Genomic DNA, 25,177 nt, shown 5'->3' on the forward strand with positions numbered 1-25,177 from the left:
CTACTCGCGGCTGTGGTCGCGCTGTTGCACGGCGGCGAAGTCGAGGTGGGCCTGGGTGACCGCCCCGGGGTACGTCCGCGTCTTCTCGTGTTCGGCGAGCACCGGCCACCGCACCGTCGCCGCCCACGTGGCCTTCGCCACCCATACGCCGGGGCGGGCGCGTCGCACCCGCCCCGGCCGACGCACGGTCACGGAGCCGATTGCCTCAGGTATTTGTCGATCGCAGTCGCGACTTCCGGGTGGGCGAGGTATTCCTCGATGTTGTGGGCTCGGTCGCTCGCGTTCACCACGTTGTGTTCCTCCGTCAGCTTGCCCCAGCGGCGCTCCAGCGGACAGCCGATGGCCACCGCGTCGGTCGGACACCAGGCGTTGACCCAGTGCTTGACGGTGTCGGGGCGCTGGGTGCCCGGCGGGATCAACCGGTTGTAGACCGAGTCCATCCCCAGGGGGCTGCCGGCGGTGACGAGCAGGGTGACCCTCATCTCCTTGGGGAGTCGGTTGGCGATGAGATCCATGCCGACCACCGTGCCGAGGCTGTGGGTGACCAGGACGAGCTCGCCGTCGGGCGGGAGCGTCTGAAGCGTCTCGGCCACGCAGTCCAGGACGGCCTTACGGATGTCGTCGTCGCGGAGGTACGCGTCCACGTCACGGAAGATGGTTGCGATGGTCAAGGCGTCCACGTCGGTTCTGGCCGCCAGCCAGGTCAGGGCACCCTGGAGGGATCCGACCAGCGTGCTTCCGAGGTTCTCACTGGCCGCCCAGCCGTTCTGCGGCATGCCGTCCAGCACCGCCGCTTCCACGACGAGCCGCTCATAGGTACCGTTCGCGGACTCCACGGCGTACGCCTCCGCCGCCGTCACGGCCGGCGCGTCGGTGTAGGAGGAGGGAATGGCCTCGTGCTGCCCGATGGCTGCGAGGATCCGGTCGCCGTAGAACGGGAACCAGACGTTCTCGGGGTCGATGGTGGGGAGTCCGGCGCGGGTGAGTCCGTGGTTGAGTCCGCCGGTCCAGCCGCGGCGGAGGTCCACGGGGTCCTTCCCCTGTTGCTTCCGGCCGTGCAGGAAGACCAGGTGCCGCCGACCGCCGAAGGCGTCCTTCGGGGCTCTCAGACCGATGTGGGGCGCGGTGGACTCGCGGACGGCGCCGACGGCCGCCGGGCGCGGAGGGGCGACGACCGCGGTGGCCTCCCGCGGCGCACCGGCCGGCGCGACCGGGGTCTCCACCGGGCCCGCCGCGATGTCCTGCCGGAGGCCGGATTCGGGTCCCATCTCGGTCAGCAGCGCACGCCGCGCGGGGTCCAGTCGCAGTGCGGCGAGGTGTTTGAGGATCGAGCTGGTGCGGGTGCCCTCGTTCGAGACGTAGTCGACGGTGTCGTCACTGTCGATGCCCTTCCGCCAGGGCTGACCGTCCTTGCGCAGGATGCGGCCCTGGCTGTCCGTGTTCGGCACGCCCTGGTGGTGTAGTGCCACGACCTCCCACTGGTCGTTGTAGACCGGAGATCCGGAATTGCCGGGCTCGGTGTCGGTCCGGTAATGGAGGAAGTCGTCCAGCCTCTGCACCAGGGCGTTGTCCCGGACGGCGATCTCCTTGAGGCGGCCCATCGGGTGGCCGATCACGTTCACCGGGTCGTTCACGACGATCTTGCCCTGATCGATGATGAGCCGGTTCCACCCGAAGATCTCACCCGGGAGGCGGCCGTCGACGGCGGGCTTGACCGCGACCAGCGCGTAGTCGAGGCGCTCGTCCGCCGTGAAGAACGTGTCGGGGTCGAGTTCGTACCGGATCGGGGCGTCGCGCGCATTGTCGATGGTGACCTGTGCGTTGAACTCCAGGAAGCAGAGCCGCGCGGTCTCCGCGTTCGGAAACACGTGGTGGTTGGTGAGCAGCAGCCGGGGCGAGACCAGGAAGCCGGTGGCGTGCGGTCGCTCCAGGCCGTTACGCAGGATCGAGATCCGGGCGACGGTGGCGCCCGCGCGTACGCCCCGCGGCAGGAAGCTCCACGGCTGGAGGTCCATGGTGAGTCCGATGACCCGCTCCAGGGTCTCGGGCCCGTCCAGCGCCTCCGCGCGGATGCTCTCCACCACTGCCGCGGGCGGGACCCCACCCTGGTCGAGAAGCCGTTTGGCCCGGTTGGCGATCGCCTGCGGGCTATCGGGGTACTTCACCCCTGCCGCCAGCTTGTCCTCGATCACTTCCCTCGCCGCGGTCGCGTCGCGATACCTCTTCGCCGCCGCCGCGGCCTGCTGTTCCTGCAAGTCCCGGGTTTCATCCGTCGCTGGCATGTCGGTCACCGTTCTGTACTGGCGGGGGTGCGGACCTCTTTCCAGGAGGCCGACATGTAGGTCGATGTCGCAACAACAGACAGCGCGGCCACGACGCCCGAGGCAAGGGCGGGGTGGCATACGCCACCGCCGCTCCCTGGGCCGATGTCCCACGGCAGAAGGTTCCGGGACTCTGGGCCGAGCGGGTGGGGCCCCCGGCGGGCGCGGGCACGGGCGCGTCTGCCCGTGCCGGCCCGGCGGGTCTCGGTGGACGATCGTTCGTCAGAAGCCCTGCAGACCGTTTCGGCGCGGAGGCGACCGCCCTTCACCACCCGCCTCTTCGTCTGCGGCACCGGCCGGCCGGGGCGGCAGACGTGCCCCGTCGTAACCCGCAGACGACCGATGGCGTTGCCTGGCCACGGACGTCTGCCGATCTGCTCGCGCGAGAGCGGGATCGGGCCGTCCGCGGACACGTCGATCGGCATGGCGTTGCTGCCCTGTCCTCGACGGCAGGGATCCGGGGCCCGGCTGATGCGCCAGGACTCGAGACGGGAGGCAGGCGCACAACCGGTTGTCTGGGCGCTCGCTCCTGGAACCCCCCGTGTGGCGGTGCGTCGCAGCAGGGCAGCGGGAGTCTTCCACGAGACGCTGCCGCTGGCACCGCCCTCGACCCTGTCCGCTTCCCTCCCCGGAGTCCGCCATGGCAGCATCCCCCGCCCCGTCCGCCGAGGACGGTTACCGCTTCGACGACCTGCGCGCGCTGTTCATCAACTGCACGCTCAAGCCGTCCCCTCAGCTCAGCCACACCCAGGGACTCATCGACAAGAGCCGGGCGATCATGAACGCACAGGGGGTGGCCACGGATCTCGTCCGCGCGGTCGACCAGGACATCGCGCCCGGCGTCTACCCGGACATGACCGAACACGGGTTCGCCACGGACGCCTGGCCCTCGCTCTTCGAGCAGGTGATGGCCGCAGACATCCTGGTACTGGCCGGACCCATCTGGCTGGGCGACAACAGCTCCGTCACCAAGCAGATCATCGAACGCCTCTACAGCTGCTCCAGCCTGCTCAACTCCCAGGGACAGTACGCCTATTACGGACGAGTCGGCGGGTGTCTGATCACCGGCAACGAGGACGGCGTGAAGCACTGCGCCATGAACGTCCTCTACAGCCTGCAGCACCTCGGCTACACGATCCCGCCGCAGGCCGACGCGGGGTGGATCGGTGCCGCCGGGCCCGGTCCCTCATACCTGGACCCCGGCTCCGGAGGTCCGGAGAACGACTTCACCAACCGCAACACCAGCTTCATGACCTGGAACCTGATGCACCTGGCGGCCCTGCTCAAACGTGCCGGAGGCATCCCCGCCGTCGGCAACCAGCGTGCGGAGTGGGACGCCGGCTGCCGGCCGGGGGCGGACAATCCAGAGCACCGCTGAGCCAGACCGGGAACGTGGAGAACCTGCCGGATCGACCCCAGCCCCCATCGGTTCGCGCGGCGAGCGTGTCGACGGCCTTGTGTCGTGTAGAGCGCCACGGGCGCAGGCAGACATCACGGGATCTGTCGTCCTGCACCACTGGGTGGAGATCCTGGAGCGCCGCCTCCCGCCTCACGGTCCACCGGATCCCGCCGGACGCCGCATGCGAGGTGCTGCGCGAGGTCCCGACCAGGCCACCCCGCGCAGCCCCGGGCCCTGCGCGCCCTACCTGCGGCGTGGCGTCCGCTCAATTGTTGCGGCTCCACGTTGGGCGTTGGACACTCATTCGAGGTGCATTGGTGTGACTCAAAATGCGAAACGTTCGCGTCGAGGAGTGATCGCCATGGCAGAGCCGCAAGCTCCGCCGCTTACCGTCGTACGGCCTGGGGAGGGTGCCGAGGTCGACGTCGGACCCATCGGTGTGGTCTTCAAACTCTGGGGCGCCGACACCGATGGCGCGCTGTCGGTCGTGGAACACCCGTTTCCTGTGGGGGCGCTCGTGCCGCCACACATGCACACGCGGGAAGACGAGTACTCGATCGTCACTGAGGGTGAGATCGGCTTCCGCTCCGGCGACCGCGAGGCGGTCCTCGGCCCCGGCGGGTACATCACGAAGCCGCGCGGCGAGCTGCACACGATGTGGAACGCCGGACCGGTCCCGGCCCGCATGATCGAGATCATCACTCCCGCAGGCTTCGAGCACTTCTTCCGTGAACTGGCCGAACTGGTGTCCGCCGGGCCACCGGAGCCCGACGCGGTCGCCGAGCTTGCCGGGAACTACGGCCTGGAGTTCGGCCGGCCGGCATGGCTACCGGGCATCATCGAGCGTTTCGGGCTCAATCCGCCGCCTGGAACGGGACAACCCTGAGCCGCTGACCCTGAGTCGCTGACCCTGACCGGCGGTCCCGGGCACCGGTGTGCAGGAGCGCTCCCAGCCCGTGCGATGTGCAGGGTTCGCCCGATCCGACAGGTCGGGGGCAGCTATGGGCGCTGCGCCTCGGCGTCGGTCTCAGCCACGCCGGTGCCGACCGGCCCTCCGCCCAGCCCGGGCGGCGGCCGCTCAGAGGTGGCCGTCCAGGAACTTCCGTACCTCGGCGACGGTCATGGGCCCCGTGCCGTGCGCGACCGCCTCTCCCTCCTTCAGCAGGACGTACGACGGGGCTCCGGTGATCCCGTATCGCTCGGTTGCGGACGGACAGCGCGTGATGTCGGTGCGGACGGCCGTCAGGCGGCCCGTGTACTCGTCGGCGATGCCACCCACGACGAGGTCCATCGCCCGGCAGGGCTCGATTGCCTTGGGCCATGTCCCGGTGAAGTATGCGAGGACCGGGACTCGGCTCATCCCGAGGATGAAATCGAACTCCGCGTCCTCACGGGGTTGGTGAACCCGCTTCGCCATGGAAGCTCCTGACCTCGCGTTCCGTCATTCCATCCCCATCATCCCCCGTGCGGTGCGGTGCGGTGCGGTGCGGTGCGGCAGGCCCGTCGGTCGTCCGGCTGACCTGTCGGAAGGGAGGGCCGGGGCCCACGCGTGGTTCCTGGCTGCGTGGTCTCCGACTCTTCTCAGCCATGAGACAGCCGTGCGCTACGGATAGGAGCTGTTCGGCCGGGTGCCCGAGGGCTGCTGGACAGTTGGCATCGACATCGGGGGTGCGAGACTGCTCGGGCCTTCTCGTAGGAGAGTTGGGTGCGTAGTCATCGCGAACTGGTACCGAGAACTGGTACCGAGAACTGGTTGCAAGGCAGTGGTCGACGGAGCTGCTCTCCGATAGCGTACCGACCAGATGGTACGGCTGGGTGGCTCCGCGCGCCGTCGCGTGCTCGATGAACAGCAATCTTTCATCCGCCACAGGACGGAGAGCCGCTCATGACGCACCACATGGACCGCGACAGCCTGGCCTTCGCGCGCAAGACGTGGAGAACTCTCGAGCCTTACCACGGGGCTGTCTACTTCTCGCCCGAAGCCGCAGGCCAGTACGCCGAGTTGGGCGTGGACGTCAGGACGGGGTACTTCGCGTCCCGCTCCGCCGCGCTCGGCGCCGCTCCGGCGGATCTGGTCATCGCCACGTTCTACAACTTCAATCCCCAACTGGTGCGCCGGGCCATACCCGCGGCATGGGAAGCCGCCACGCCGCAGCGGTTCGCCGCCGCCCGGCTCACCGGGATCGATACCACGCTCCGCCGCATCCTCGGCGCCGACGTCTCCTCACCGGAGCTGGTCCGCGCGGCGGAACTGGCCCGTACCGCGGCTGAAGTGACCGTGCGCCATCCACAAGGCCGCCCCCTCTTCGCCGCGCACGCCGCACTGCCGTGGCCGAGCGCACCGCATCTCGTCCTCTGGCACGCGCAGACTCTGCTGCGGGAGTTCCGTGGTGACGGTCACGTGGCGGCACTGCTGACTGCCGGACTGAGCGGGATCGAGGCTCTCGTCACGCACGCCGCCACAGGCGACATCGACGCAGGGGTGCTGCGCGACTCGCGTGCGTGGACGCCGGAGCAGTGGGAACAGGCCGTGCAGAACCTGCGTGAGCGTGGATGGCTCGACGACGGACCCCACCTGGCTCTGACCGAGGACGGTGCGCGGCGCAGGGCGGAGATCGAGCACACCACCGACAGGCTGGCCGCCCTCCCCTACCTCACGCTCGGTCCTGCCGCCTGCGCCGAACTCCGTTCGCTGACGAGGCCGTTCAGCCTTGCGGTGGCCAAGGAGCTCCTGCCGTGGGCAGTCGACCGCCTCAGCGAAGAGAGCGCATGAGAGAAGCGCGCGAGGTCGGCAATCCTCGACGGCGGGTCCGTCTCGATCGATCGGTGCCGACGGTGGATGTTCTCGTAGCGGTGGCGGGTGCCTATCAACGGCGACCTGCGGCCTGCCGGCCGTGCGTGAGGACATTGCCGCGGTGCTGTCACACAGCTGACGCCGCTTTCCGGCCGCAGCGCCAACAGAGTGGCGTAGGTCGAGGTCGACCGTAGGCCCGGCATGCGCCCGGTCACGTCGCTCCCTCCGTGTCGGGGGTCACCAGACCGGGTGGGATCACCGCAGGGGGCTCCAGGACGTGGCCGAGCAGATGAAGCGGCCCAGCGGTGACCCCGGCCCCTTCCACGGCCCGCCAGTAGGCCAGGGCCGTGGGAGCGTCGACGAGGCCCCGTACCAGGGGCACGTTCGCGCCGGAGGCGTACAGCAGGGATTCGGCGCGGCAGGACGCCAGCGTGCCGGCGATCCCGTACGAGGCGGCGGCCTCGGCGGCGGCGTCGGCCAGCCCGTCCGCCAGGGTGCGCCGGGTGTCGCCCACCGTCAGCAGTCCTCCACCGACGACGAGGACGTCCCCGCGCTCCCGCATCCGGGCGAGCGCGCGGCCGGTGTCGAAGCAGTGCGGGAAACTGTCGTCCACGACGACGGTACCGGGCCGCAGTCGTTCCACGTCGATGAGGGTGCGGGACCCACTGACCGCCGCGACGACCAGCCCGGCCCCGTACACGGCGTCGGGCAGATCCGGGTCGGAGGCGCTGACAGCGACCTCTGTGGCCAGCCCTCGTTCCCGCAGCGTCCGGGCCAGCTCCCTGAGGCGCGGACCACTGCCGGGCACGTCGCACAGCACGAGCCGGGCGGGCGGCCGTTCGGCCAGAGTGAGCAGCAGCTCCAGCGACGACGCGCCGATCGAGCCGAGCCCGATGACGGCCACCTCCAGGTCGGCCAGGTCGCGGCCGGTCGCGGGCAGTGCGGCTCGCACCGTGCGCACCACGGAGACGACGGTGGCCGCGTGTCCGGTGGTGACGGACCCCTCCGCGGCCCGGTCGGCGCGCAGTACGTCGAAGCCGTAGCCGGTCAGTGAGGGGATCATGCCGGCCAGTGAGACACAGCGTGCGCCGAGTGCAGCGGCCGTTCGCACGGCTCGCGCCGTGTGACCGGCCAGGGCCCGGTCGTCGGCGAGTTCGTCGGCGAACAGCGGCAGTGCGACGAAGCCAGAGCGGCCCAGCGGCGTGGAGGTCGTCTCCAGCAGCCGGGGCTCGCCGCCCGGGAACAGCAGGCGGCGGATGTCCTCACGGGCCGAGGGGGTGTCCGGCAACCTCGCGAGCCGGGCCAGTTGGGCGGGAGCGGGCAGATAGCCGACGAGCGCGGCGTCCAAGTCCTGCCCTGCGGAGCGCGGGATGTGTCGTACGGGCCGTGGGACCAGGGGCCGGCGGCCGGTGGCCGGCACCGTACGGACGAGGCGGTCGCGCAGCCCGTCGGCGAACGCGGCCAGCGCGGCCGTGTCGAACGCCGCCGCCGCGCCGCGCACGGTGACCCGCAGCAGGTCGCCGTCGGGCCGCACCGCGAGGAACACGTCCGTCCCGGCCGAGGGCGGCCTGAAGTCGCTGTCCTCCTCCTCGTCCCAGCGCACGGCCAGGACGTCCCCTCCCTGCGGGCCGAGCGCGCCGAAGTCGAGGAAGGTGAAGAAGAACTGCGACGTCAGCGGCAGCCCGCCGGCGTCACGCGGTACGACGTCCTCGTGGACGCGGGCGGCGACCGTCTCCTCGACCACCCGGCGCACCCGACGCGTGAAGTTCCCGGATGTGGCCTCGGCGCCGGGCCCGAAGGGGCGGACGGCGACGGCGGTGGCGAACGGCCCGAAGACGCGGTGGATGTCGGGCAGGGGGTGGTCACGTCCGGACACGGCCACGCCGATGATCAGGTCTTCCTGGCCGGTGCGGGCGGCGAGCGCTCCGTGGTAGGCGGCGAGGAGCGGGGCGTACAGGGTGGCGCCCGCGTCGGCGGCGATCTTGCGGAGCGCCCCTGTGGCGGTGGCGTCCAGCACGAAGCCGTGGGAATGGAACTCCGGTGACGACGGCACCGTCCCTTCCCGGTCGGCGACGCGCAGCGCCGGCTTGGCGTAGGGCGCGGACAGCGCCGCCCGCCGCGCTCGGGCGCCCTCGTCCTCTGCCCGCGGAGGCGCGGCCCGCTCTTCGAAGCGCTGCGCGAATTCACGGAAGGTGCCGCGCAGTTCGGGCAGGGCGGGTGCCGCACCGTTGCTCAGGGCGTCGTGCACGGCGGTGAGTTCACCGAGCAGCAGGGCGGCGCTGTAGCCGTCGCCGATCAGGTGGTGGGCGTGCACGACGAGTACATGCTCATGCGGGGCCAGGGTGAGCACCCGCAACCGCAGCAGCGGCCAGGCCCACGGTTCGAAGCGGCGGCGTCGCTCGTTCTCGACCTGTTCAGCGAGTTCTTCCGGCCCGGACACGGCCGCGAAGCCGACCGGCAGTCGTAGCGACGCGGGCAGCTCCTGTTGCACCGGTGGCCGTGCCCCCGCCGGGAAGACCGTGCGCAGCATCGGATGCCGGGCCACCAGGATGTCCACGGCCCGCTGGAACAGTTCTCGGTCGAGCGGGCCGGCCAGCCGCAGCCGGGCCAGCCAGGTGACCCCGGTGCCGGGTGCGAGGGCCTCGGAGAGAAGGAATCCGCGCTGGCTGGGGGTGACGGGAAAGGCCGCCGGGACGGCCGGGTCCGCAGGCCTGGCCGGTCCCCCCGGGCCCGCCGGACCGTCGTCCGAGGCGGGCTGCCCGGTGGCATCCGGTTCTTCCTGTGCCGCCCGGTCCAGGGCCGCGGCCAGCGCAGCCAGCGTGCGGTGCCGGTACACGACGGTGGGCCTGGGCAGCGGGCCGCCGCCGTGCCGGGCGAGCCGGTCGAACACCTGGAGCGCCAGCAGCGAGTCGCCGCCCAGCTCGAAGAAGTCGTCGTCCGGCGCGACCCGGTCGACGCCGAGCAGCTCGCACCAAACGCGTCCCAGCCGCTCCTCGGTGTCACCGGTGGTGGACGGCGGTACGTCCGCCGTCAGGGCCTCGGCCCGGGCCGCCGGCAGTGCCCGCCGGTCGACCTTGCCGGTCCCGGTCAGCGGCAGGGCGTCCAGGAGGGTGATGCGGGCGGGCACCATGTACGGCGGCAGCGACGCCGCCAGATGCCGCCGCAGGGCGACCGCGTCCACGCCCGCGCCGGCCTCAGCGTCCCTGAGCACGACGAACGCGGACAGCCGCCCCTCGCCGGCCAGTACGACCGCCTGGGCGACGTCCGCACGGGCGCGCAGCACGGCCTCCACCTCACCCGGCTCGACCCGGTGGCCCCGTATCTTCACCTGCTCGTCGAGGCGGCCGACAAACCGCAGCACGCCGTCGGCCAGCACCTCCACCCGGTCGCCGCTGCGGTACCAGCGACGCCCGTCCCGCTCGGTGAACGCGGCCCGGGTCAACTGCGGTTCGCCGAGGTAACCGGCGGACAGCCCGACGCCCCCGATCAGCAGTTCGCCGGTGCCGCCCGGACCCGGCGAGGCGCCGTCGGATCCGACCACGAGCAGCTCGGTCCCGGTGACGGCACGGCCGATGGGCAGGGCCGCGATCTCATCACCCGGGCGCTCGGTGACGGCGTGGAAGGTCGCGTTGATGGTGGTCTCGGTCGGCCCGTACAGGTTGACGATCGTCTGTCCCGGCCCGAACAGGTCGTACCAGCGGCGTACCCAGTCCGCCCACAGCACCTCCCCGCCGACCTGGACGAGGCGCAGCGCGGACAGGTCCGGCAGCGGTTCGCCGCGCCGGACGAGGTTTTCGGCGGCAGTCAGCAGCCGTTCCCACAGCGACGGCACCGAACTCCACACGGTGATCCGCGTCCGCGCCATGTGGTGCAGCAGCAGTTCCGGGTCGCGTACCAGGTCGCGGTCGGCGGTCACCACGGTGGAACCGGTCAGCAGCGGCGCCAGCAACTGCCGTACGGAGGCGTCGAAGCAGGGCGAGGAGGTGTTGGCGAGCCGGTCGCCGGGGCCGTAGGCGAAGGCTTCCTCTGCCCAGTCGAGGTAGTTCTCCATGGAGCGGAAGGTGATGGGCACGGCCTTGGGACGGCCCGTGGAGCCGGAAGTGAAGATGACGTACGCCGTCGCGTCCGCGTCGGCCGTCTCACCGGGGCCGTCCTCGGCCGGCCCGGTGCCCGTCCCGTCGTCCGGGCGGGTGACGGGCACGGCAGTCAGCGCGGTGAGCTCCCGCGCGGTGGCCCGGGTGCGGTCGTCGTGCACGACCACGCGCACTCCGCACCGTCCGGTCTGCTCTGCCAGCCGGGCCGTCGGGTGTTCGGCGTCCAGCGGCACCCATCCGGCGCCCGCCCGCAGGATGCCGGCGACGGCGATCACGGTGCCGGGGCCAGGCGTGGTGAGCATGCCCACCAGATCGCCCCGCCGTACGCCGTTCTCCCGCAGCCGCCGGGCCAGGGCACCGGTGGCCGCGTCCAGCTCCCGGTACGTGAGGGCGACCCGGCCGTCGTCGACGGCGACCGCGTCGGGAGCCTTGCGGAACCCGTCCCGCAGCCGGCCGGCGACGGTCGACCGGCTCCCGCCCGCCCCTTCTGGCGAGGGACCGGTGTCAGGGGAGCGCAACTCCCGCTCGAAGGCGGTGGCCAGACGGGCGACCGTCGCCGGGGTGAAGAGACGCTCGGGGAAGTTCCACGACAGTCGCAGCGCGGTCCCGTCCTCCCAGCACAGCAGGTTCAGCCGGGTGGCGGCTGAGCCGGTGCCCGCCGCGGTGGGCCGTACTCCGACCGGGCAGTCCGGGTCCAGGGGCGCGGGGAAGCGGGCGAAGCTGAAGCTCGCGGGGCTCGTCGTCCGCGGCCCCGGGACGTCGCTGGGCAGCAGCCGGGCGAGGTCGAGGCTGCTGACCGTGGCATGTCGTTCGCTGTCAAGCCAGGAAAGCCGCACGCGTTCGGCGAGCCGGTGGAGCGGCTCGTCCGGGTCCGCCTCCAGCAGCAGCGGCAGGGTGTCGGCGAGGGGCCCGACCAGCCGGTCGAGCCCGGGCAGCCGGGCGTCGCGGCCCGCGCGGGCGACGTTGACCACGATGTCGCGCTGTCCGCTCCACCGGGCCAGGCAGCGGACGTAGGCGGCGAGCAGGAGGTGGAAGAGGGAGACGTTCCATCGGGCGGCCCGTTCGCGCAGTACGGCGACGAGGTCCTCGTCCAGCATGCAGTGCTCGGCGACGAGTGGTCCGGGGCCCTCGTCGGGGTCGGGACGGCCGTCGTAGGGCAGGGGCATGGGGGAGCGGTTCGCCAGGCGGGCCGTCCAGTACGCGGTGTCCTCGGCGCGGACGGTGGGCCGCCCGCCGGTGGCGTGAGCGGCGAAGTCCGCAGCGGGTGGCAGCGGGGCCGGGACGCGGCCCAGGGCGAGGTCGGTGTAGAGCGTCCACAGTTCCGTGCAGAGGACGTTGAGGCTGTAGCCGTCGGCGGCGACGTGGTGCACGGACAGAACCAGGTGGGCCACTCCGGCGTCCCCGGTCAGCAGCAGCGCCCGCAGGGGAGGCTCGGCGGTGAGGTCCAGCGGCCGGTTGGCAAGCTCCGTCTCCAGTGCTTCGAGGGCCTCCTGGCCCTCGGGGCACGGCCGGGTCTCGAACCACACGGTGACGTCGTCGCCCGCCGTCACCGTCTGGTGCGGTGTCAGGCCGCGGGCGTCGTCCGGCCCGATCCGCACGCGCAGCATGCCGTGCCGCTCGGCGAGCGCGGTGAGGGAGCGCCGCAGCAGACCGGGGTCGAGGGGCCCGCGAACGGTCTGGCGCACCCAGCCGCGTGCGGGAGTGCGGGGATACAGCACGCTGCTGGTGTGCAGGGCCAGTTGGACGGGGGTGAGGGCGAACGGTGTGCCCTCGGCGACGGGGCTCTCCGCGACGGCCTCCTCCGGGCCGGTGTTCCCGGCCTCGGTGGACGTGGCGGTGTCGAGGTGTTCGGCGAGCTCGCGCACCGTCCGGTACTCGAAGAACAGTGTGGTCGCCAGTTCCCGGCCCAGGGCGTGTTCCAGCCGCCGGACCAGGTCGACCGCGGAGAGCGAGTCCAGGCCGAGCGAGAGGAAGGCGGCGTCCTCGTCGACCGCCTCGGCGGGCAGGTGGAGCGCCTCGGCCAGCAGGGCGCGCACCAGGGTGCGGGTGTCGGACGTGCCGTCGGACGCGGCAGCCGGAGCGGGAGCGGGGGCCGGGTCTGGAGCAAGGAGTACGGGTGCGGCGGTGACGCCGAGATCGGCGAGCACCAACTGCGCGGTGTCGACGGCGCAGGCCGCGCGCAGGGCACGCAGCGCTTCGGCCGGAGCGAGGGGCGTGCCTCCGGCGCGCAGAGGCGTATGCTCCGCCGCCGTGGCGGCGAGCCCTGTGCGGGCGACGGCGCCGAGATTCAGTGCCAGCCAGCGGCGGCCGGCGGCTCGCTCGGCCGCCGCGAAGGCGTCGAGGTACGCGTTGGCGGCGGCGTAGTCGCCGAGTGCGCCCGCGGCACCGGGGAGCACGGAGGTCACCGAGGAGAAGGCCACGCACAGCGCGGGGCGGTGCCCGTGGCGGTGCAGGGCGCGGGCCAGCAACCGGGTGCCGAGGGTCTTGGCGGCCAGTGAACGGCTGGTGTCCTCCCTTCCGGTGCCGCGCAACGAGCCGGGAACGGCCACCCCGGCCAGATGGAACACGACGTCAGGCGCCGGAGCCTCGGCGAGCAGGGCGTCGAGCTGCCGTTCGTCGGTGACGTCGGCCCGTTGGTAGCGGGCGTCGGCGCCGAGTTCGCCGAGTTCCGCGAGCAGCGCGGCCGGGGGCCGCGGGGAACGGCCGGTGAGCAGGAGGGTGGGGCGGCCGCGTCCGGCGAGGTCCCGGGCGAGCGCGGCGCCGAGGCCGCCCGCGCCGCCGGTGATCAGGTAGACGCCGTCCGCGGGCAGCGGGTCCGCCAGGTCCGCCGCGGCGTCACGGGGCAAGGGCTCGACCCCCCGGCGCAGCCGCTCACCGCCGCGCCAGGCGGCCACGGACACCTCGTCACCCGACGCGGACAACTCGGATACCACACTGGCGAGTCGCTGCTCGGCAGTGTCCTCGGAGGACAGGTCGGCACAGACCAGCGTCGCGCCCTCGGTCTCCTCCGGGAACGCGAGCGCGAGAGCGGTGAGCAGGGCCTGCCCGGGACACGGCACCGCCTCGCCCTCCGCGCCGGTGCGGTGGGCGTCCTCGGTGAGCAGCAGCAGACGCTTCGCCCCGGCCCGGTCGAACTGCCGCAGCGTGTCCCGGAAAGCGGCCGCGGCGGCCGGGCCGGCCGAGTCGGCCGCCCGCCCCGAGAGGTGGACGACGATGTGCGCGGACTCCGCGCCCGCCTCGGCCACCGGCACCCCGCGCTCGGCCAGCCGCGCGGACAGCTCCCGCACCGCCTCGCCCTCGGGCCCGGCGACCAGCGTCACCGGAACCGGACCCAGGAGGTCCGGCAGGGGAGCGGGCGTCCAGGTGACGCGGTGCAGCAGCCGGGCGGCGTCGGGGCCCGGCCAGTAGGGCCGCCGCTGGAAGGGGTAGGTGGGCAGTGGCACGCGGCGTCCCGTCGGTGCGAGCGCGGCGTGGTCGACGGCAGTACCGCGGGTCCACAGCCGGGCGACGGTACGCAGCAGCGCGTCCCGGCCCCGGCCGTCCTCCCACCGCGTGGCCGGCAAGGCGGAGAGTGTGACCGGTGCCGGGCCGGAGAAGTCGGCGGCGGCCAGGCGCACGGCCCCCGGCAGATCGGTGGCGGGACCGATCTCGACGAACGTGTCGAAACCGTCCTCGACCAGCCGCCGAGCCGCGGCCCCGAACTCCACCGGCCGCAGCGCGTGTTCCCGCCAGTGGGAGGCGTCGGGGGCCGGCGCCCAGTCGCCCGTGAGGGTGCTCAGCAGCGGTACCCGGGCAGTCCCCGGCGACATGGCGCGGGCGGCGTCGTACAGCGCCCGCGCGGCCGGTTCCATCAGCGGTGAGTGGAAGGCACGCGTGACCTGGAGCCGGCGCGCGGCCACGCCCCGCCCGGTGAGTTCGGCCACCGCGTCGTCGACCGCGCGCTCGGTCCCGGACAGCACCAGCCGACCGGGGGCGTTGCGTACCGCGACGGCGAGCGCGCCGTCCGACGCGTCGACCAGGGCATCCACGGCGTCCTGCGCCCCACGTACGGCGGCCATCGCGCCCCGCTCGGTCAGCTCGGCGATGAGCCGACCGCGTTCGGCGGCGAAGCGGACGGTGTCGGACAGCGGCAGCAGGCCGGCTGCGCAGGCGGCGGCCAGTTCCCCGACGCTGTGGCCGGTGACGGCGTCCGGTACGACGCCCCAGGCGCTCAACTGCCGGGTGAGCGCGACGGCGAAGGCGACCAGGACGGGCTGGGTGATCTCGGTGCGTGCCAGTTCGGCCGGATCGACGCCGGGGTCGGTGCACCAGTCGGTCAGGGTGCGGCCGAACAGCGGGCCGAGGTGCGCGGACGCCTCGTCGAGGGTCTCCCGGAACATGGGCGCGGTGGCATGGAGACCCGCCGCCATGCCCGGGCGCTGGGTGCCCTGGCCGGGGAAGAGGAAGACGAGACGGGGGCGCGCCCGGACGGTGTCGGAGGACACGTCCGACGCCGCGGGCGTATGGCCTGTGACCTCGTTCGGTGCCGCCGCGGGCGGGTGGTCCGCGGTGTCGCCCGCCGCGGCGAGGGCGGCCAGCTGTGCGCGTACGTCGCCGTCGCAGACCAGGGCGAGGCGGTGGCGGTCGGCGTCACGGGCCGTCCCCACGGTCAGGCACAGGTCGGCCTCGGTGATCTCCGGGTGGGCTGCCAGGTGGCCGGACAGCTCACGGACCAGGGCGCGCAGTGCGGGCGCTGTGGCGGCGGAGAGCGCGAGGAGGTGGGGCCCGCCCGCCTGCCGCTCCGCGCGGGTCGTACGACCGGCGGGTACGGGAGCCCGTTCCAGTACGGCGTGCGCGTTGGTGCCGCCGAAGCCGAAGGCGTTGATGCCCGCGACGAGCGGTCCGCCCGAGGGCGGGGCGGGCCACGGGACGAGCCGGCCGGGTACCTGGAACCCCGACCCGGCGACCGGCGTGGCGGGCGGATCGGCGTGCAGCGAGGGCGGCACCTGACCGTGCCGCAGTGCCAGCACCACCTTCACCAGACCGGGCAGAGCGGCGGCGTTCAGCAGGTGGCCGATGTTGGTCTTGGCCGAGCCCAGCAACCGGGGACGTCCGCCGGGCAGCGGCGGGAAGGCGCTGGCGAGCGACGCCAGCTCGACCGGGTCGCCGAGGGCCGTGCCGGTGCCGTGCGCCTCGATGTATGTCACCTCGGCCGGGTCGACGGCCGCGGCGGCGTGGGCGGCGGTGATGACCTCGCGCTGGCGGGCGGGGTTGGGCGCCATCAGGCTCAGCGAGGTGCCGTCGTTGTTGACCGCGGTGCCGCGTACCACGGCGAGCAGGTCGTCACCGGCTCGCCGGGCGTCCGCCGTCCGCCGCAGGACGAGCACCGCACCGCCCTCACCGGGCACGAAGCCGTCCGCGCCGGCCCCGAACGCGCGGCTGCGGCCGGTCGGCGACAGGGCCTGCGCGGCGTGCAGCATCCGATGCGCGGTCGGGGTGAGATGCAGGTTGACGCCGCCGACCAGGGCGATGTCGCACTCGCCGTCCGCGAGGCTGCGGCGGGCCAGGTGCAGGGCGACCAGGGCGGAGGAGCAGGCGGTGTCCACGGCCAGGGCCGGACCGTCCAGGTCGAAGCTGTGCGCGATCCGCGCGGCGAGGAGGTTGGGCAGGTTCCCGGTCAGCGCGGCGGGCGGCAGTTCCGTGCCGTCCGCACGTGCCGCCCGCTCCAGCAGTTCCCGGTAGCCGCTGTCCCCGGCCGTCGTGAAGACGCCGATGCGGTGGGCACGGCGGCGCGGACCGGCGTATCCGGCCCGCTCCAGGGCCTCGTGCGCCAGCTCCAGCAGCAGCCGGGCCTGCGGGTCGAGGGCGCGGGCCTCGGCGTCGCCGATCCCGAACCGAGCGGCGTCGAAGCCCGCCGGGTCCTTCAGGAACGCTCCCCACCGGGCCTCGGGTATCTCCTCGCCGTCCCACCGGTGCGGCAACACCGGCGTGACGAGGTCCCGCCCTTCGGCGAGCAGCCGCCAGTACTCCTCGGGGCTGTCGGCGCCGGGAAATCGGCAGGCGAGGCCGACGACGGTGAGCGTGCCGTCCGCCTGCGGGCCGGACCCGTCGGAGCGTCCCGCCCCCTTGCCGCTCTCCGTCGACTCCGACTCGAGCTGCGCCCGTGTTCCGTCGAGCAGGTGATCGACGATCCCGGCCACCGAATCCGCCCCGGCGCGCAGCGACGACACCTCCAGCCGCCGGCCGAAGACGTCCTCCAGCGCGGCCAGCACCTCCATCGCCTTCAGCGAGGTCCCGCCGAGCGCCCGGAACGACGTATGGGCGCCTATTCGCTCCACAGGCCGCCCCAGCACCCCGGCCCACACCTCGCGCACCGCCCGCTCGGCCGCCGCGCGTGACCGGGGCACACCGTCCCCGCCCGACCCGAGCCCGGCGGGGGCGGCCGCTGCGTCACCGAGGGCGCGCGTGACGACGCGGACGTAGCGGCCCGCCTCGAACCGGTCCCGCAGCACATGGCGGCGTATCTTGCCGCTGGTGGTGCGGGGGAACTGACCGGGCGGCAGGGCGACGACCCGTACGTCGTCATGGAAGAGGGCCTCACCCACCCTGTCCGCGACGCGTCGCAGCACCTCGTCGGCCGAGCGCGGCGGACGGGCCCAGGCGACGCACACCACCACGCGCTCGCGGCCGGTGGCGGGGTCGGTGGAGCCGACCACCGCGGCCGGTCCGGGCGGCAGCCCAGGCGTGCCGGCGGCGACCTCCTCCAGGTCGCAGGCGTGGTACTTCAGCCCGTTCAGGAAGAGCACGTCCTTGTGCCGGCCGCTGACGCACAACCGCCCCGCCCGAAGGAAGCCCAGGTCGCCGGTGCGCAGCCAGCCCTCGGTGGTAAAGGCGGCGGCGGTGTCGTCGGGCAGTCCCCGGTAGCCGCGGGCGAGTTGGGGCCCGCGCACCTCGATGTGTCCCACGAGCCGCTCGCCGAGCACCTCGCCACCGTCGCCGACGATCCGCACGGAGCAGCCGGGCACCGGGTGGCCGAGGTCCATGAGTTCGACAGCGTCACCGTCCGCACCGAGGGCATCGACCACCCGTCCGCGGCCGAGCGCACCCCGCTCGACCACCAGCGGCACCGCGACCTCACCAGGCGGCGGGAACGTCACTGCGAGGGTCGCCTCGGCCAGCCCGTACACCGGCTGGAGGGCGTGTGCCGCCAGTCCCGTGAGCCGCGTACGGCGGATGAAGTCCCGCCAGACGGACGCGGAGATCGGTTCGGCCCCGACGACCACCCGCCGGACGCTTCGGAGGTCGAAGCGGGCCATGTCCGCGTCCGGTATCCGTCGGACGGCCAGCGCGAGCGCGAAGTTGGCGGCCGACAGATGGGTGGCGCGGTGCGCAGTGGCCGTCTCGAACCAGACCCCCGGCCGCCGGGCGAACGCCAGAGGCCCGATCTTGACCTGCTTGGCACGGGCGGCGAGCGGCGCGAGGTGCGTGCCGATCAGACCCATGTCGTGGAAGTACGGCATCCAGCTGACCATCACGTCGGCCTCGCCCAGATCGGACACGGCCACGATCTGACGCAGGTTGGCCGTCACCGCCGCGTGGGTGAGTTCGACGCCCTTGGGCTGCCCGGTGCTGCCCGAGGAGAACTGCACGAACGCCAGACCGCCCGGCGCGCACGGCACGGCCACGTCCAGCGCGTCACCGTCCGGCAGCCCGTCCACCCGCAGAACGGTCGCCTCGCCCGGCAGGTCCCGTACCACCTCTGCGCCGGCCGCGTCCACGAACAGGGGTGGCCGGCCCAGGTGCTCCCAGACGGGCACCACTCGGCGGGCGTCCGCAGCGAGCGGCACCGGGACCAGACCGGCACCTATCAGCCCCCAGAACATCACCTGGAAGTCCTCGCTGCGGTCGGCGACCAGCGGAACACAGGTGCCGGGCGCCATCCCGGCCGCCAGCAGCCCTCCGGCGACCCGCACGGCGCCTGCCTGCAGCTGACGGTAGGTCACGGCCAGCTCGGTGCCATCGCCGCGCACATGCACCGTCACCTGCTCGGGGGCCTCCCGAGCGGCGTCCAGCAAAACGTTCCACAGGGTCTCGTCGCTCAAGTCGTCTGCTCGCACCAAGTCGAAGGAGACCGTGCCACGGGGCCGCGCTCCGCCCGCGGGTCCACGCGGAGGAGCCGAGCCGTGCGGCAGGGCCGGATGGAAGGGGCTCGGACCGTGAGCCGTCTTACGATGATTCAGCGATCTTGTCCTCAGCCTGCCGATCGCTTGTCCCTGGAGCGGACCCGCTCCCGACCGCTCATGTCATGGAGCGGCAAAGAATCAAGATCCCTTGCACACGTATATCATCGCCGCTCGCATCTCTGATACGGCGCATGGGGGTGCTTCCTGGCGGTGGCCGAGATGTCGTACCTCGGCCGGGCCGAGTCCAGGCCGGGCATGGCGCAGCCGCCTCGGGCCCCACGTATCCGGCGTGTCCAGCGCCTCGAACGCGAGCTGGGCATGCGGCACTTCGTACGTCGCTGTGATTCGTTCGCCGCTGACCGGTGCGGACGCCGCCGGGTGACGTCTGTCCACCTGTGGCGGAGGCCGCCGCGGAGGCCTTTGTGGGCAGCGGCGCCGGGAAACCGGTCTCCTGTCGGACGGAAGCCGACCGGAGGCGGCACACGGCGCGGCGGGCATGGCCTGATCAGAGCAGTCGAAGCACTTCCAGGCGCCGTGAGTGCTCAGCAGGTTGTGCTCGATTGCGGGTGGGGCGTCGTGATCTTGGTACCGGCGGGCATAGCCTTACAGCGGCTGGCTTGTGACCGATGGGACGCCGGGCGCATGATGACCGCGTGAATGACTGGATGCGTGCCCGGAACGGCTGGACGATCCTTCTGATGTTCTGGGGTATCACGTTGACCGGCGGGCTGCTCGGGGAAGCAATGTCACGGACGGTCTTCGAGCGTCACCCCGCGGAATCCGTCACCTCGAACCTGTCCTGGCTGGTGGGAGGCTCTCTGTTTGTGGCCCTTAGCGGCACCGTTGGTGTTCTGCGGCGGCGTCGGCGGCAAGGCTGACGGGCACCGGCAACGCCGGTTCCAGGGGTCGGGGACGTGGAGAACGCCGCGCGAGTTGGTGTTGTGGTGACGCAATACCCTGCCGTCCTCGAGAGCCTCTACAAGGCATGGGACGCCGACGCCTTCGTAGCCGACGAGAGCGACGTCCCACAACGACGTGAACGACACGGCCGCGAAGCGAGGCCGGCTGGCGGTCGGGATGCCGCGGGCCGCCTGGGAGGAGTAGCCGTGCCCCAGGTCGTAGTGCTGCCATGTCGTTGCGGCTCTGCTCACGGACTGCCCGCCGGTGCGTGCGCAGCCGGAGTCCCAGCCCGCCCCGCACATGGCCGGGGGTCACGGGGATGGAGCCGGCCGAAACTCGCCCGCGTCATGCGCGTCCACTCCAGCGCGTCCTCACCCGGCGCGGGCCCACGGCGGTTTCCGGCCTGACCCGCAAGGCGCTCACCCTGGGCGCCGGTGACCCGCCCGACCTGGTCGCCTGAAAAGCGTTCGTCGCCCGTCGTCCCGCGGCGCTAGCCTCGCCGGTCATGGGAGCACGAGCGCAGTACGTGGTGGTCGAGAACGGCGCCTGGCAGCGGTACTACTCGCACTGGGCCGCCAACCGGGTAGTTGACGATCTGCTGCCGGGCCCGGCCGCGGCGACACGCTGCTTTCGCGCCAACCGGGAGCTCGACGAATGGCTCGACGACGTGTGGTGCGAGGGCGCCGCACTCGTCGATCACGACCGCCGGATCCTGCTCTGGTTTGCCTTCGCGGACAGCTGGTCCGACCACCTCGCCGCTCGCGCCGTACTGGCCCGGACATGGCCCGGCTGGGATGTCCGCTTCGCGCACGACGGCATGGGCGATCTGACCCACCACCTGGGCCTCGGCAGGGACCTGACCCGACCGCCGGGCTGGTTCGAGACCTTCGAACCTTCCTGGTTCGCGGACACCGAGAACAGCGAGCCCTGGTCCGTCGTCTCCCTGCGCCTGCCCGACGGAAGCGTTCGCGCGTGGGGCAGCGGTCGGGAGCCCATCGAGCACGTCGCCGACGGCCCCGGCCTGATCGACCTGCTCGTTGCGTCGTCTGCCACCCCTCCGCTCACAGACATGCCGTACGGAGGCGTCCATTTCGAGCCGCAGGCCCGCGCCGTCTCGCTCTGGGCGGTGCAGACCGTGGCCGGCATCCACAACTGGCCGTTGTCGGGCTGGGAGAACTGGGTCCTGGACTTCCGCGGCGACGACCACACCCAACAGGCCGGGCTGCTCTCCGCGGACTTCCCGTTCCCCCAGCCCCCGCTCGTGGCAGCGCTGCGCAGGCTCGGCGACGGTCTCAGCGCCCCGCCGCCCGACAACGGCGCGTTCCTTGCCCGCGCCACGGCTGTGCCCGGTCCTGGGGGCACCACCCCCGTGGTGACCCCCGCTGCGCTGGTGCCGCACGAAACGGCCGATCCCACCCCGGCCGAACTGGCCGCGCTGCGTACGGCGCTCGATGCGCTGGTCGCAGGGGCGGAGGTTGACTGACGACCACCTCACGGGATGCCCGTGAGGGGTGGATGGGGAAGCACCGCGGCCATCTCCTCGGCATGCGCGACGTGCAGGGGAGCAGGTCCAGCCGCTCAGCTGGGGCGAGTCGGGCACGACGCTGCGGCTACCGGACGCCGACCCGCGCAAACGACCCCGAGGGCGCAGGAACCTCTGGGGCATGTTGCCGGCCAGAAAGCGGGCGGCGCCACCGGATGCCGGCGGCCCTGCGGATGCTCACTGGCCGGGTTCATTGCGGGCAAAGAAGTCAATCGGTGCGCTTGTGGATCACGCCGAGATAGTGGCGTTCACGAAGGGACATGCGGTCGTCACGGCCAGGGGTGAAGAACACCGCGCAGACGTTGGCGGGTTGGGTGAGGATGCTGGATTGCTGTCCGAACGTGAGGCGGTCGTTGACGTCGTGGCGGCAGTCGACTGCATCAAGGCGGGCGATCAGGTCTTCTCGGAGCACTGTGGACGGATAGGACTCCGCGTCGGGCAGGACCAGCGGCGGCAACCTGGTCGTCGGGCCTGGCCGGAGGCTGATCCCGATTCCGCTGACAAGGCGTTGGGTGATGACCAGCTCCAGGCTGTCCCAAGCGTGGGGGTAGCCGTCAATGTCCGGTATCATCCGAATAGCGGGGTGTGGGCGTCCTGGACCCAGGAGATCCTCGGCCTCGGTCAGCGGCATGCCGCAGTGAAGCGGGCCGATACGGCCGGTCCGGGCGAAGTCGACGAGCACGTTCATCAAGGTCACGACGGTGACTCTGGCATCTACTCGTGCCGGCCCACACCTGGATAATTCCCGAGCGTCCTCAGCACGGCTCGCCAGGTCGGCACGATCGCCTGCTGGTGGTCGCGCTGTTGCTGTCACCCACACCTCGGCGATGTGAAATCGTCCCTTCGCCCGGGCCGTCCCACTCGTGAGTTCCTGCCGTCCAGGGACGGATGAAAGAGCCCTGGACGAGCAACCCGCCGGCTCAATTCGAGTACGAGGGAGCGGAAACGAAACGATCGGCCGGCCCGAAAACTCTGGTGCTTGGTTCCCGGCGCACCAGGCATTGTCTCAGCCGTGACCTTGTTCAATGTTCAGGGCGCTGACGCGGATGGACCGTACCGCTGTCCCTGCTGCGGCTTCATCACCCTGGCCGAGCGCGAGCCGAGCCGAACGAGACCGCGACCGCGTCGTCCGACCAGGTCAGCGCCCAAACCGGCCGCGAAGGATCGCGGCTTCCCAAGCTGAGGCCCCTCGATACGTCGGCGCGGCCGGCACTCGTATAGTCGCTGCATGGTGACTGCGACTGTCCGTGAGTGGCACGACGAGGAAGGGTGGGGGGTACTCGACTCTCCCGAGACACCCGGCGGTTGTTGGGGCCACTACGCCGAAATCCAGACGAAGGGCTTCCATACGCTGTCGCCGGGGCAACGTGTAGATCTCCAATGGGAAGCCCCTGGCTTCAAGCAAGACGGCTACGACTACCGGGCAGTGAAGATAGTGCCTCGGCCGGCCTGACATCCACATCCGACATCCACATCCGACATCAACAACGGCAGACAGCCGCAGCTACGAGCGGCCCTGACGGTCATGCACCAGGCATTCGAAGCTCCTGAAGCCCCGTTGAACGAACTCCTGAAGCGGTGTTCTGAGAAGCCTTGCCGCACTCGGAGCGTGCGGTGGCTGGCATCATCATGGGATGGCAGGCAGTTCCCGGCAGGTTGGACCCTGGAGAAGATTCGTAAGGTCTCCGGCGACTGGGAGGCCGCATCTCTCGACACCGATCGAGTCGTGACAGGCTGGCCGGCACAAGGCGAGCGGCTCCACTCCGAGATCGTCTTGGGATTCCACGGGCTCTGTCTGGTGAAAGCCGTCAACGATGAGGACTGGTACATGGGCAGTCTGAATGACGACGGAAGCGTCACGTGCTGGAGCGCCTACGGCGACCTGTACGAGGCACTTCGCGGCCTCTAGTCCGACGACACCCGCACCGGCTGGACGCCAACGTCCGTCTCGCTCAGTGCTGCTCATGGCCGTGCAGACGAGAACCGAAGCCGTCTCAGCGCCGAAGTCCAGCCGCCCATGAACCCGGGAGCGCCCCTGCGCAACGCCCGCCACGGTGGGAAGGCGTGCGGGCCGGCGCTGTTGCATAACGCCTCGCAGGCCAGCCGCACCCTGCGTATGGTCAGGCGGGGATGAGGCTGGGTGACGGCCCAGCGGTGCCGGGAGCAGGGGGACGGTGAGCAGGAGACGCTACGTCGCCAGGGGCGTGCCGGGTGGCTACCGAGTCTGGGACAACCGAGGACGCCGATGGTGGGGCGACCTCTACGAGTTGTGCCCTGACGATCTCCTGGCCGAGCTCAATGGTCAGGCGGACCAAGCGCGGATCACTGCGCTGATGAAGCGGTACCGAGCGCAGAAGCGGTAGGCGCCCGTGAGGGCTCGACGACCAGGACGCGCACCACAGCCGCACCAGATCGGGCGGGAAGAGCGGGGAACCACGGAGAAAGCAGTCGGGTCCGACGAGGCCGCACCGCAGGCATTCACCCGTGGTTCTGTCGGTAGTTGGTGACGTCAGTTGTTCGTGAAAGCTGACGGCACCAGGTGATGTCCCAGAAAGATGTTCGCGAATTCTGACGTCACCATCGGGGTTGCGGTGTCAAGCTGGATGTGCTCAGTAAAGGAGCACCCCCGATGCTGCCTGGCCAGTCGAAGGTCGAGTTGTACGCCGCGCTGCCGCGCGACTCCCGTGATGGCATGTCGAACCGGGCGTTGCAGTGCAAGTACGGCGTCACCTGGAGCACGGTCAACAAGGCCCTGACCTCGGCTTGGCCGCAGCCACGCACGACAACCGCTTCGGCGCGGCCGTCGAAGCTGGATCCGTTCACGCTGCTGATCGACGAGATCCTGCTCATTGATCTGGACGCGACCAGGAAACAGCGCCACACCGTCACCCCGGATCTACCGCTGTCTGATCGACGAGCACTCCTCGTCCGAGGCGTTGCGTTGACCACTTGAACCCGCACCGATGAGAGGGCGCAAGCGTCCTGCGAGCAACCGCGCGGTCCGGCCAGGGACTGAGAGTCGGTGTTTATACCTTGCTCGCGACCACCATGTAGTTCTCGGCCTCAAGATCGAACGTGCTCAGTTCCGTTTGGAGTCCGACCCGGTGCAGCTCGACTTCGAGTTCCTCGTACCGGTAGGGCCAGCAGGACAGCAGTTCCGAGCGGACAAGAACCAACCCGGTCGCATCAACTTGCGCGATCGCAATCTCGATGTGGTGCTCCTCCTCCCAATGCGGCGCAATCTCCCAGCGGTAGACCACGACGGCATCGCGACCGTTCCGGCGGACGAGTCGGTCACTGATCTCCAGCCGGGAACCTCTGGCCCTCACGAGTTCCCAAGTGCGGGATGTGAGTACCAAGCGCCCGCCGGGGCGCAGAAGCCGTGACATCGACTCCAGAGCAGCACCCCTGCCTGTCGCGCCCGCGGCATGGTGAAGCGAGTTGCCAACGCAGAACACCATGTCGAACGTGTTGTCCTGGAAATGGTCGGGCAACTCTTCCCAGTTCGCCCGTACGGCCCGGACGGATGCCCCGAACTCCTCGGACAACTCTGCAGTCCGACGAACCATCGCCTCGCTGGCGTCAGTTGCGACAACCTGCATGCCACGACCGGCGAGGCCAACCGCCAACTGTCCGGTTCCGCACGAACAGTCGAGGACGTGAGCGTTCGACGGCAGGAGATTGAGGACGTCGTCGAACGACGCAGCGAACTCGGCTGGAGGCAACTTTGCATCCGAGATGAGCCATTCGTACACCTCGGCAAGCACGTCATAGCCTGTCACAACCACTACCTCCGTCACGCGGCAGACTCACGGTAGGACGCCAGTCCATCAGCGGAGCAAGCCGGGCACCAATGGTTTTCGCAAGGATGGCTCTGACGGTGTTTGTGGGTTGTCAGTTGTCCGTCTGAGTGGATTTCACCGGCTGGTTAGCTGGGAAGTTGTTCGTGAGAAGTAGTGGCACT

Annotated in this window: 15 protein-coding genes; 9 read left to right on the forward strand and 6 right to left on the reverse strand. The window is 71.4% G+C overall.

Annotation, left to right across the window (positions count from 1 at the left end):
• Both ACIPFH_RS05550 and ACIPFH_RS05555 read right to left on the reverse strand, forming a co-directional pair.
• Positions 1 to 192 (reverse strand): hypothetical protein, encoded by a 192-nt coding sequence (locus tag ACIPFH_RS05550; RefSeq protein ID WP_401823790.1) that lies wholly within the window; start codon positions 190 to 192, stop codon positions 1 to 3.
• Positions 189 to 2,282: a trypsin-like serine peptidase gene (locus ACIPFH_RS05555; protein WP_401823328.1), complete on the reverse strand. Its 2,094-nt coding sequence runs from the start codon at positions 2,280 to 2,282 to the stop codon at positions 189 to 191. The genes ACIPFH_RS05550 and ACIPFH_RS05555 overlap by 4 nt, the downstream gene beginning before the upstream one ends.
• Before the next feature lie 679 nt (positions 2,283 to 2,961).
• On the opposite strand from ACIPFH_RS05555, the gene ACIPFH_RS05560 reads away from it, so the two are divergent.
• Together ACIPFH_RS05560 and ACIPFH_RS05565 are read left to right on the forward strand one after the other, a co-directional pair.
• A complete protein-coding gene (locus ACIPFH_RS05560; RefSeq protein ID WP_359129841.1) occupies positions 2,962 to 3,699 on the forward strand; it encodes a flavodoxin family protein in 738 nt (245 codons plus the stop codon).
• Between the two features lie 382 nt (positions 3,700 to 4,081).
• Complete coding sequence (locus ACIPFH_RS05565; protein ID WP_401823330.1) at positions 4,082 to 4,606, forward strand: cupin domain-containing protein; 525 nt, start codon at positions 4,082 to 4,084, stop codon at positions 4,604 to 4,606.
• A gap of 192 nt (positions 4,607 to 4,798) precedes the next feature.
• On the opposite strand, the gene ACIPFH_RS05570 is transcribed toward ACIPFH_RS05565, so the two are convergent.
• Positions 4,799 to 5,137, reverse strand: a complete 339-nt coding sequence (locus ACIPFH_RS05570; protein WP_401823333.1) for a thioredoxin family protein — start codon at positions 5,135 to 5,137, stop codon at positions 4,799 to 4,801.
• A gap of 468 nt (positions 5,138 to 5,605) precedes the next feature.
• On the opposite strand from ACIPFH_RS05570, the gene ACIPFH_RS05575 reads away from it, so the two are divergent.
• Positions 5,606 to 6,493 (forward strand): hypothetical protein, encoded by an 888-nt coding sequence (locus tag ACIPFH_RS05575; RefSeq protein WP_401823335.1) that lies wholly within the window; start codon positions 5,606 to 5,608, stop codon positions 6,491 to 6,493.
• 232 nt (positions 6,494 to 6,725) lie between these two features.
• Here ACIPFH_RS05575 and ACIPFH_RS05580 read toward each other — a convergent pair whose 3' ends face one another.
• Positions 6,726 to 18,689: an amino acid adenylation domain-containing protein gene (locus ACIPFH_RS05580; RefSeq protein ID WP_401823336.1), complete on the reverse strand. Its 11,964-nt coding sequence runs from the start codon at positions 18,687 to 18,689 to the stop codon at positions 6,726 to 6,728.
• Positions 18,690 to 19,423: 734 nt separating this feature from the next.
• On the opposite strand from ACIPFH_RS05580, the gene ACIPFH_RS05585 reads away from it, so the two are divergent.
• Positions 19,424 to 19,648 (forward strand): hypothetical protein, encoded by a 225-nt coding sequence (locus ACIPFH_RS05585; RefSeq protein WP_401823338.1) that lies wholly within the window; start codon positions 19,424 to 19,426, stop codon positions 19,646 to 19,648.
• Positions 19,649 to 20,175: 527 nt separating this feature from the next.
• Positions 20,176 to 21,153: a hypothetical protein gene (locus ACIPFH_RS05590; RefSeq protein WP_401823339.1), complete on the forward strand. Its 978-nt coding sequence runs from the start codon at positions 20,176 to 20,178 to the stop codon at positions 21,151 to 21,153.
• Positions 21,154 to 21,421: 268 nt separating this feature from the next.
• Here the strand turns inward: ACIPFH_RS05590 and ACIPFH_RS05595 are convergent, their stop codons facing one another.
• Positions 21,422 to 21,910, reverse strand: coding sequence for a hypothetical protein (locus ACIPFH_RS05595; RefSeq protein WP_401823341.1), 489 nt, complete (start codon positions 21,908 to 21,910; stop codon positions 21,422 to 21,424).
• A gap of 531 nt (positions 21,911 to 22,441) precedes the next feature.
• Between ACIPFH_RS05595 and ACIPFH_RS05600 the strand changes: the two genes are divergently transcribed.
• The 4 genes from ACIPFH_RS05600 to ACIPFH_RS05615 all read left to right on the forward strand — a co-directional run bounded on the left by ACIPFH_RS05600 (position 22,442) and on the right by ACIPFH_RS05615 (position 24,166).
• Positions 22,442 to 22,666 carry a cold shock domain-containing protein gene (locus ACIPFH_RS05600; RefSeq protein ID WP_401823343.1) on the forward strand — a complete coding sequence of 75 codons (225 nt, stop codon included), beginning with the start codon at positions 22,442 to 22,444 and terminating at the stop codon, positions 22,664 to 22,666.
• Positions 22,667 to 22,822: 156 nt separating this feature from the next.
• Positions 22,823 to 23,122 carry a hypothetical protein gene (locus ACIPFH_RS05605; protein WP_401823345.1) on the forward strand — a complete coding sequence of 100 codons (300 nt, stop codon included), beginning with the start codon at positions 22,823 to 22,825 and terminating at the stop codon, positions 23,120 to 23,122.
• 265 nt (positions 23,123 to 23,387) lie between these two features.
• Positions 23,388 to 23,576: a hypothetical protein gene (locus tag ACIPFH_RS05610; protein ID WP_359129857.1), complete on the forward strand. Its 189-nt coding sequence runs from the start codon at positions 23,388 to 23,390 to the stop codon at positions 23,574 to 23,576.
• A 266-nt stretch (positions 23,577 to 23,842) separates the two neighbouring features.
• Positions 23,843 to 24,166 (forward strand): hypothetical protein, encoded by a 324-nt coding sequence (locus ACIPFH_RS05615; RefSeq protein WP_401823348.1) that lies wholly within the window; start codon positions 23,843 to 23,845, stop codon positions 24,164 to 24,166.
• A gap of 73 nt (positions 24,167 to 24,239) precedes the next feature.
• On the opposite strand, the gene ACIPFH_RS05620 is transcribed toward ACIPFH_RS05615, so the two are convergent.
• Positions 24,240 to 24,995, reverse strand: coding sequence for a class I SAM-dependent methyltransferase (locus ACIPFH_RS05620; RefSeq protein ID WP_067023809.1), 756 nt, complete (start codon positions 24,993 to 24,995; stop codon positions 24,240 to 24,242).
• Between the last annotated feature and the right edge of the window lie 182 nt (positions 24,996 to 25,177).

This window comes from Streptomyces sp. NPDC088157 (assembly GCF_044741545.1).
GTDB lineage: Bacteria > Actinomycetota > Actinomycetes > Streptomycetales > Streptomycetaceae > Streptomyces.

What these genes read in the sequence shown, in the direction of transcription:
- ACIPFH_RS05555 (WP_401823328.1), bottom strand. Translation starts at nt 2,282, where the DNA reads ATGCCAGCGACGGATGAAACCCGGGACTTGCAGGAACAGCAGGCCGCG.
- ACIPFH_RS05560 (WP_359129841.1), top strand. Translation starts at nt 2,962, where the DNA reads ATGGCAGCATCCCCCGCCCCGTCCGCCGAGGACGGTTACCGCTTCGAC.
- ACIPFH_RS05565 (WP_401823330.1), top strand. Translation starts at nt 4,082, where the DNA reads ATGGCAGAGCCGCAAGCTCCGCCGCTTACCGTCGTACGGCCTGGGGAG.
- ACIPFH_RS05570 (WP_401823333.1), bottom strand. Translation starts at nt 5,137, where the DNA reads ATGGCGAAGCGGGTTCACCAACCCCGTGAGGACGCGGAGTTCGATTTC.
- ACIPFH_RS05575 (WP_401823335.1), top strand. Translation starts at nt 5,606, where the DNA reads ATGACGCACCACATGGACCGCGACAGCCTGGCCTTCGCGCGCAAGACG.
- ACIPFH_RS05590 (WP_401823339.1), top strand. Translation starts at nt 20,176, where the DNA reads ATGGGAGCACGAGCGCAGTACGTGGTGGTCGAGAACGGCGCCTGGCAG.
- ACIPFH_RS05600 (WP_401823343.1), top strand. Translation starts at nt 22,442, where the DNA reads ATGGTGACTGCGACTGTCCGTGAGTGGCACGACGAGGAAGGGTGGGGG.
- ACIPFH_RS05615 (WP_401823348.1), top strand. Translation starts at nt 23,843, where the DNA reads ATGCTGCCTGGCCAGTCGAAGGTCGAGTTGTACGCCGCGCTGCCGCGC.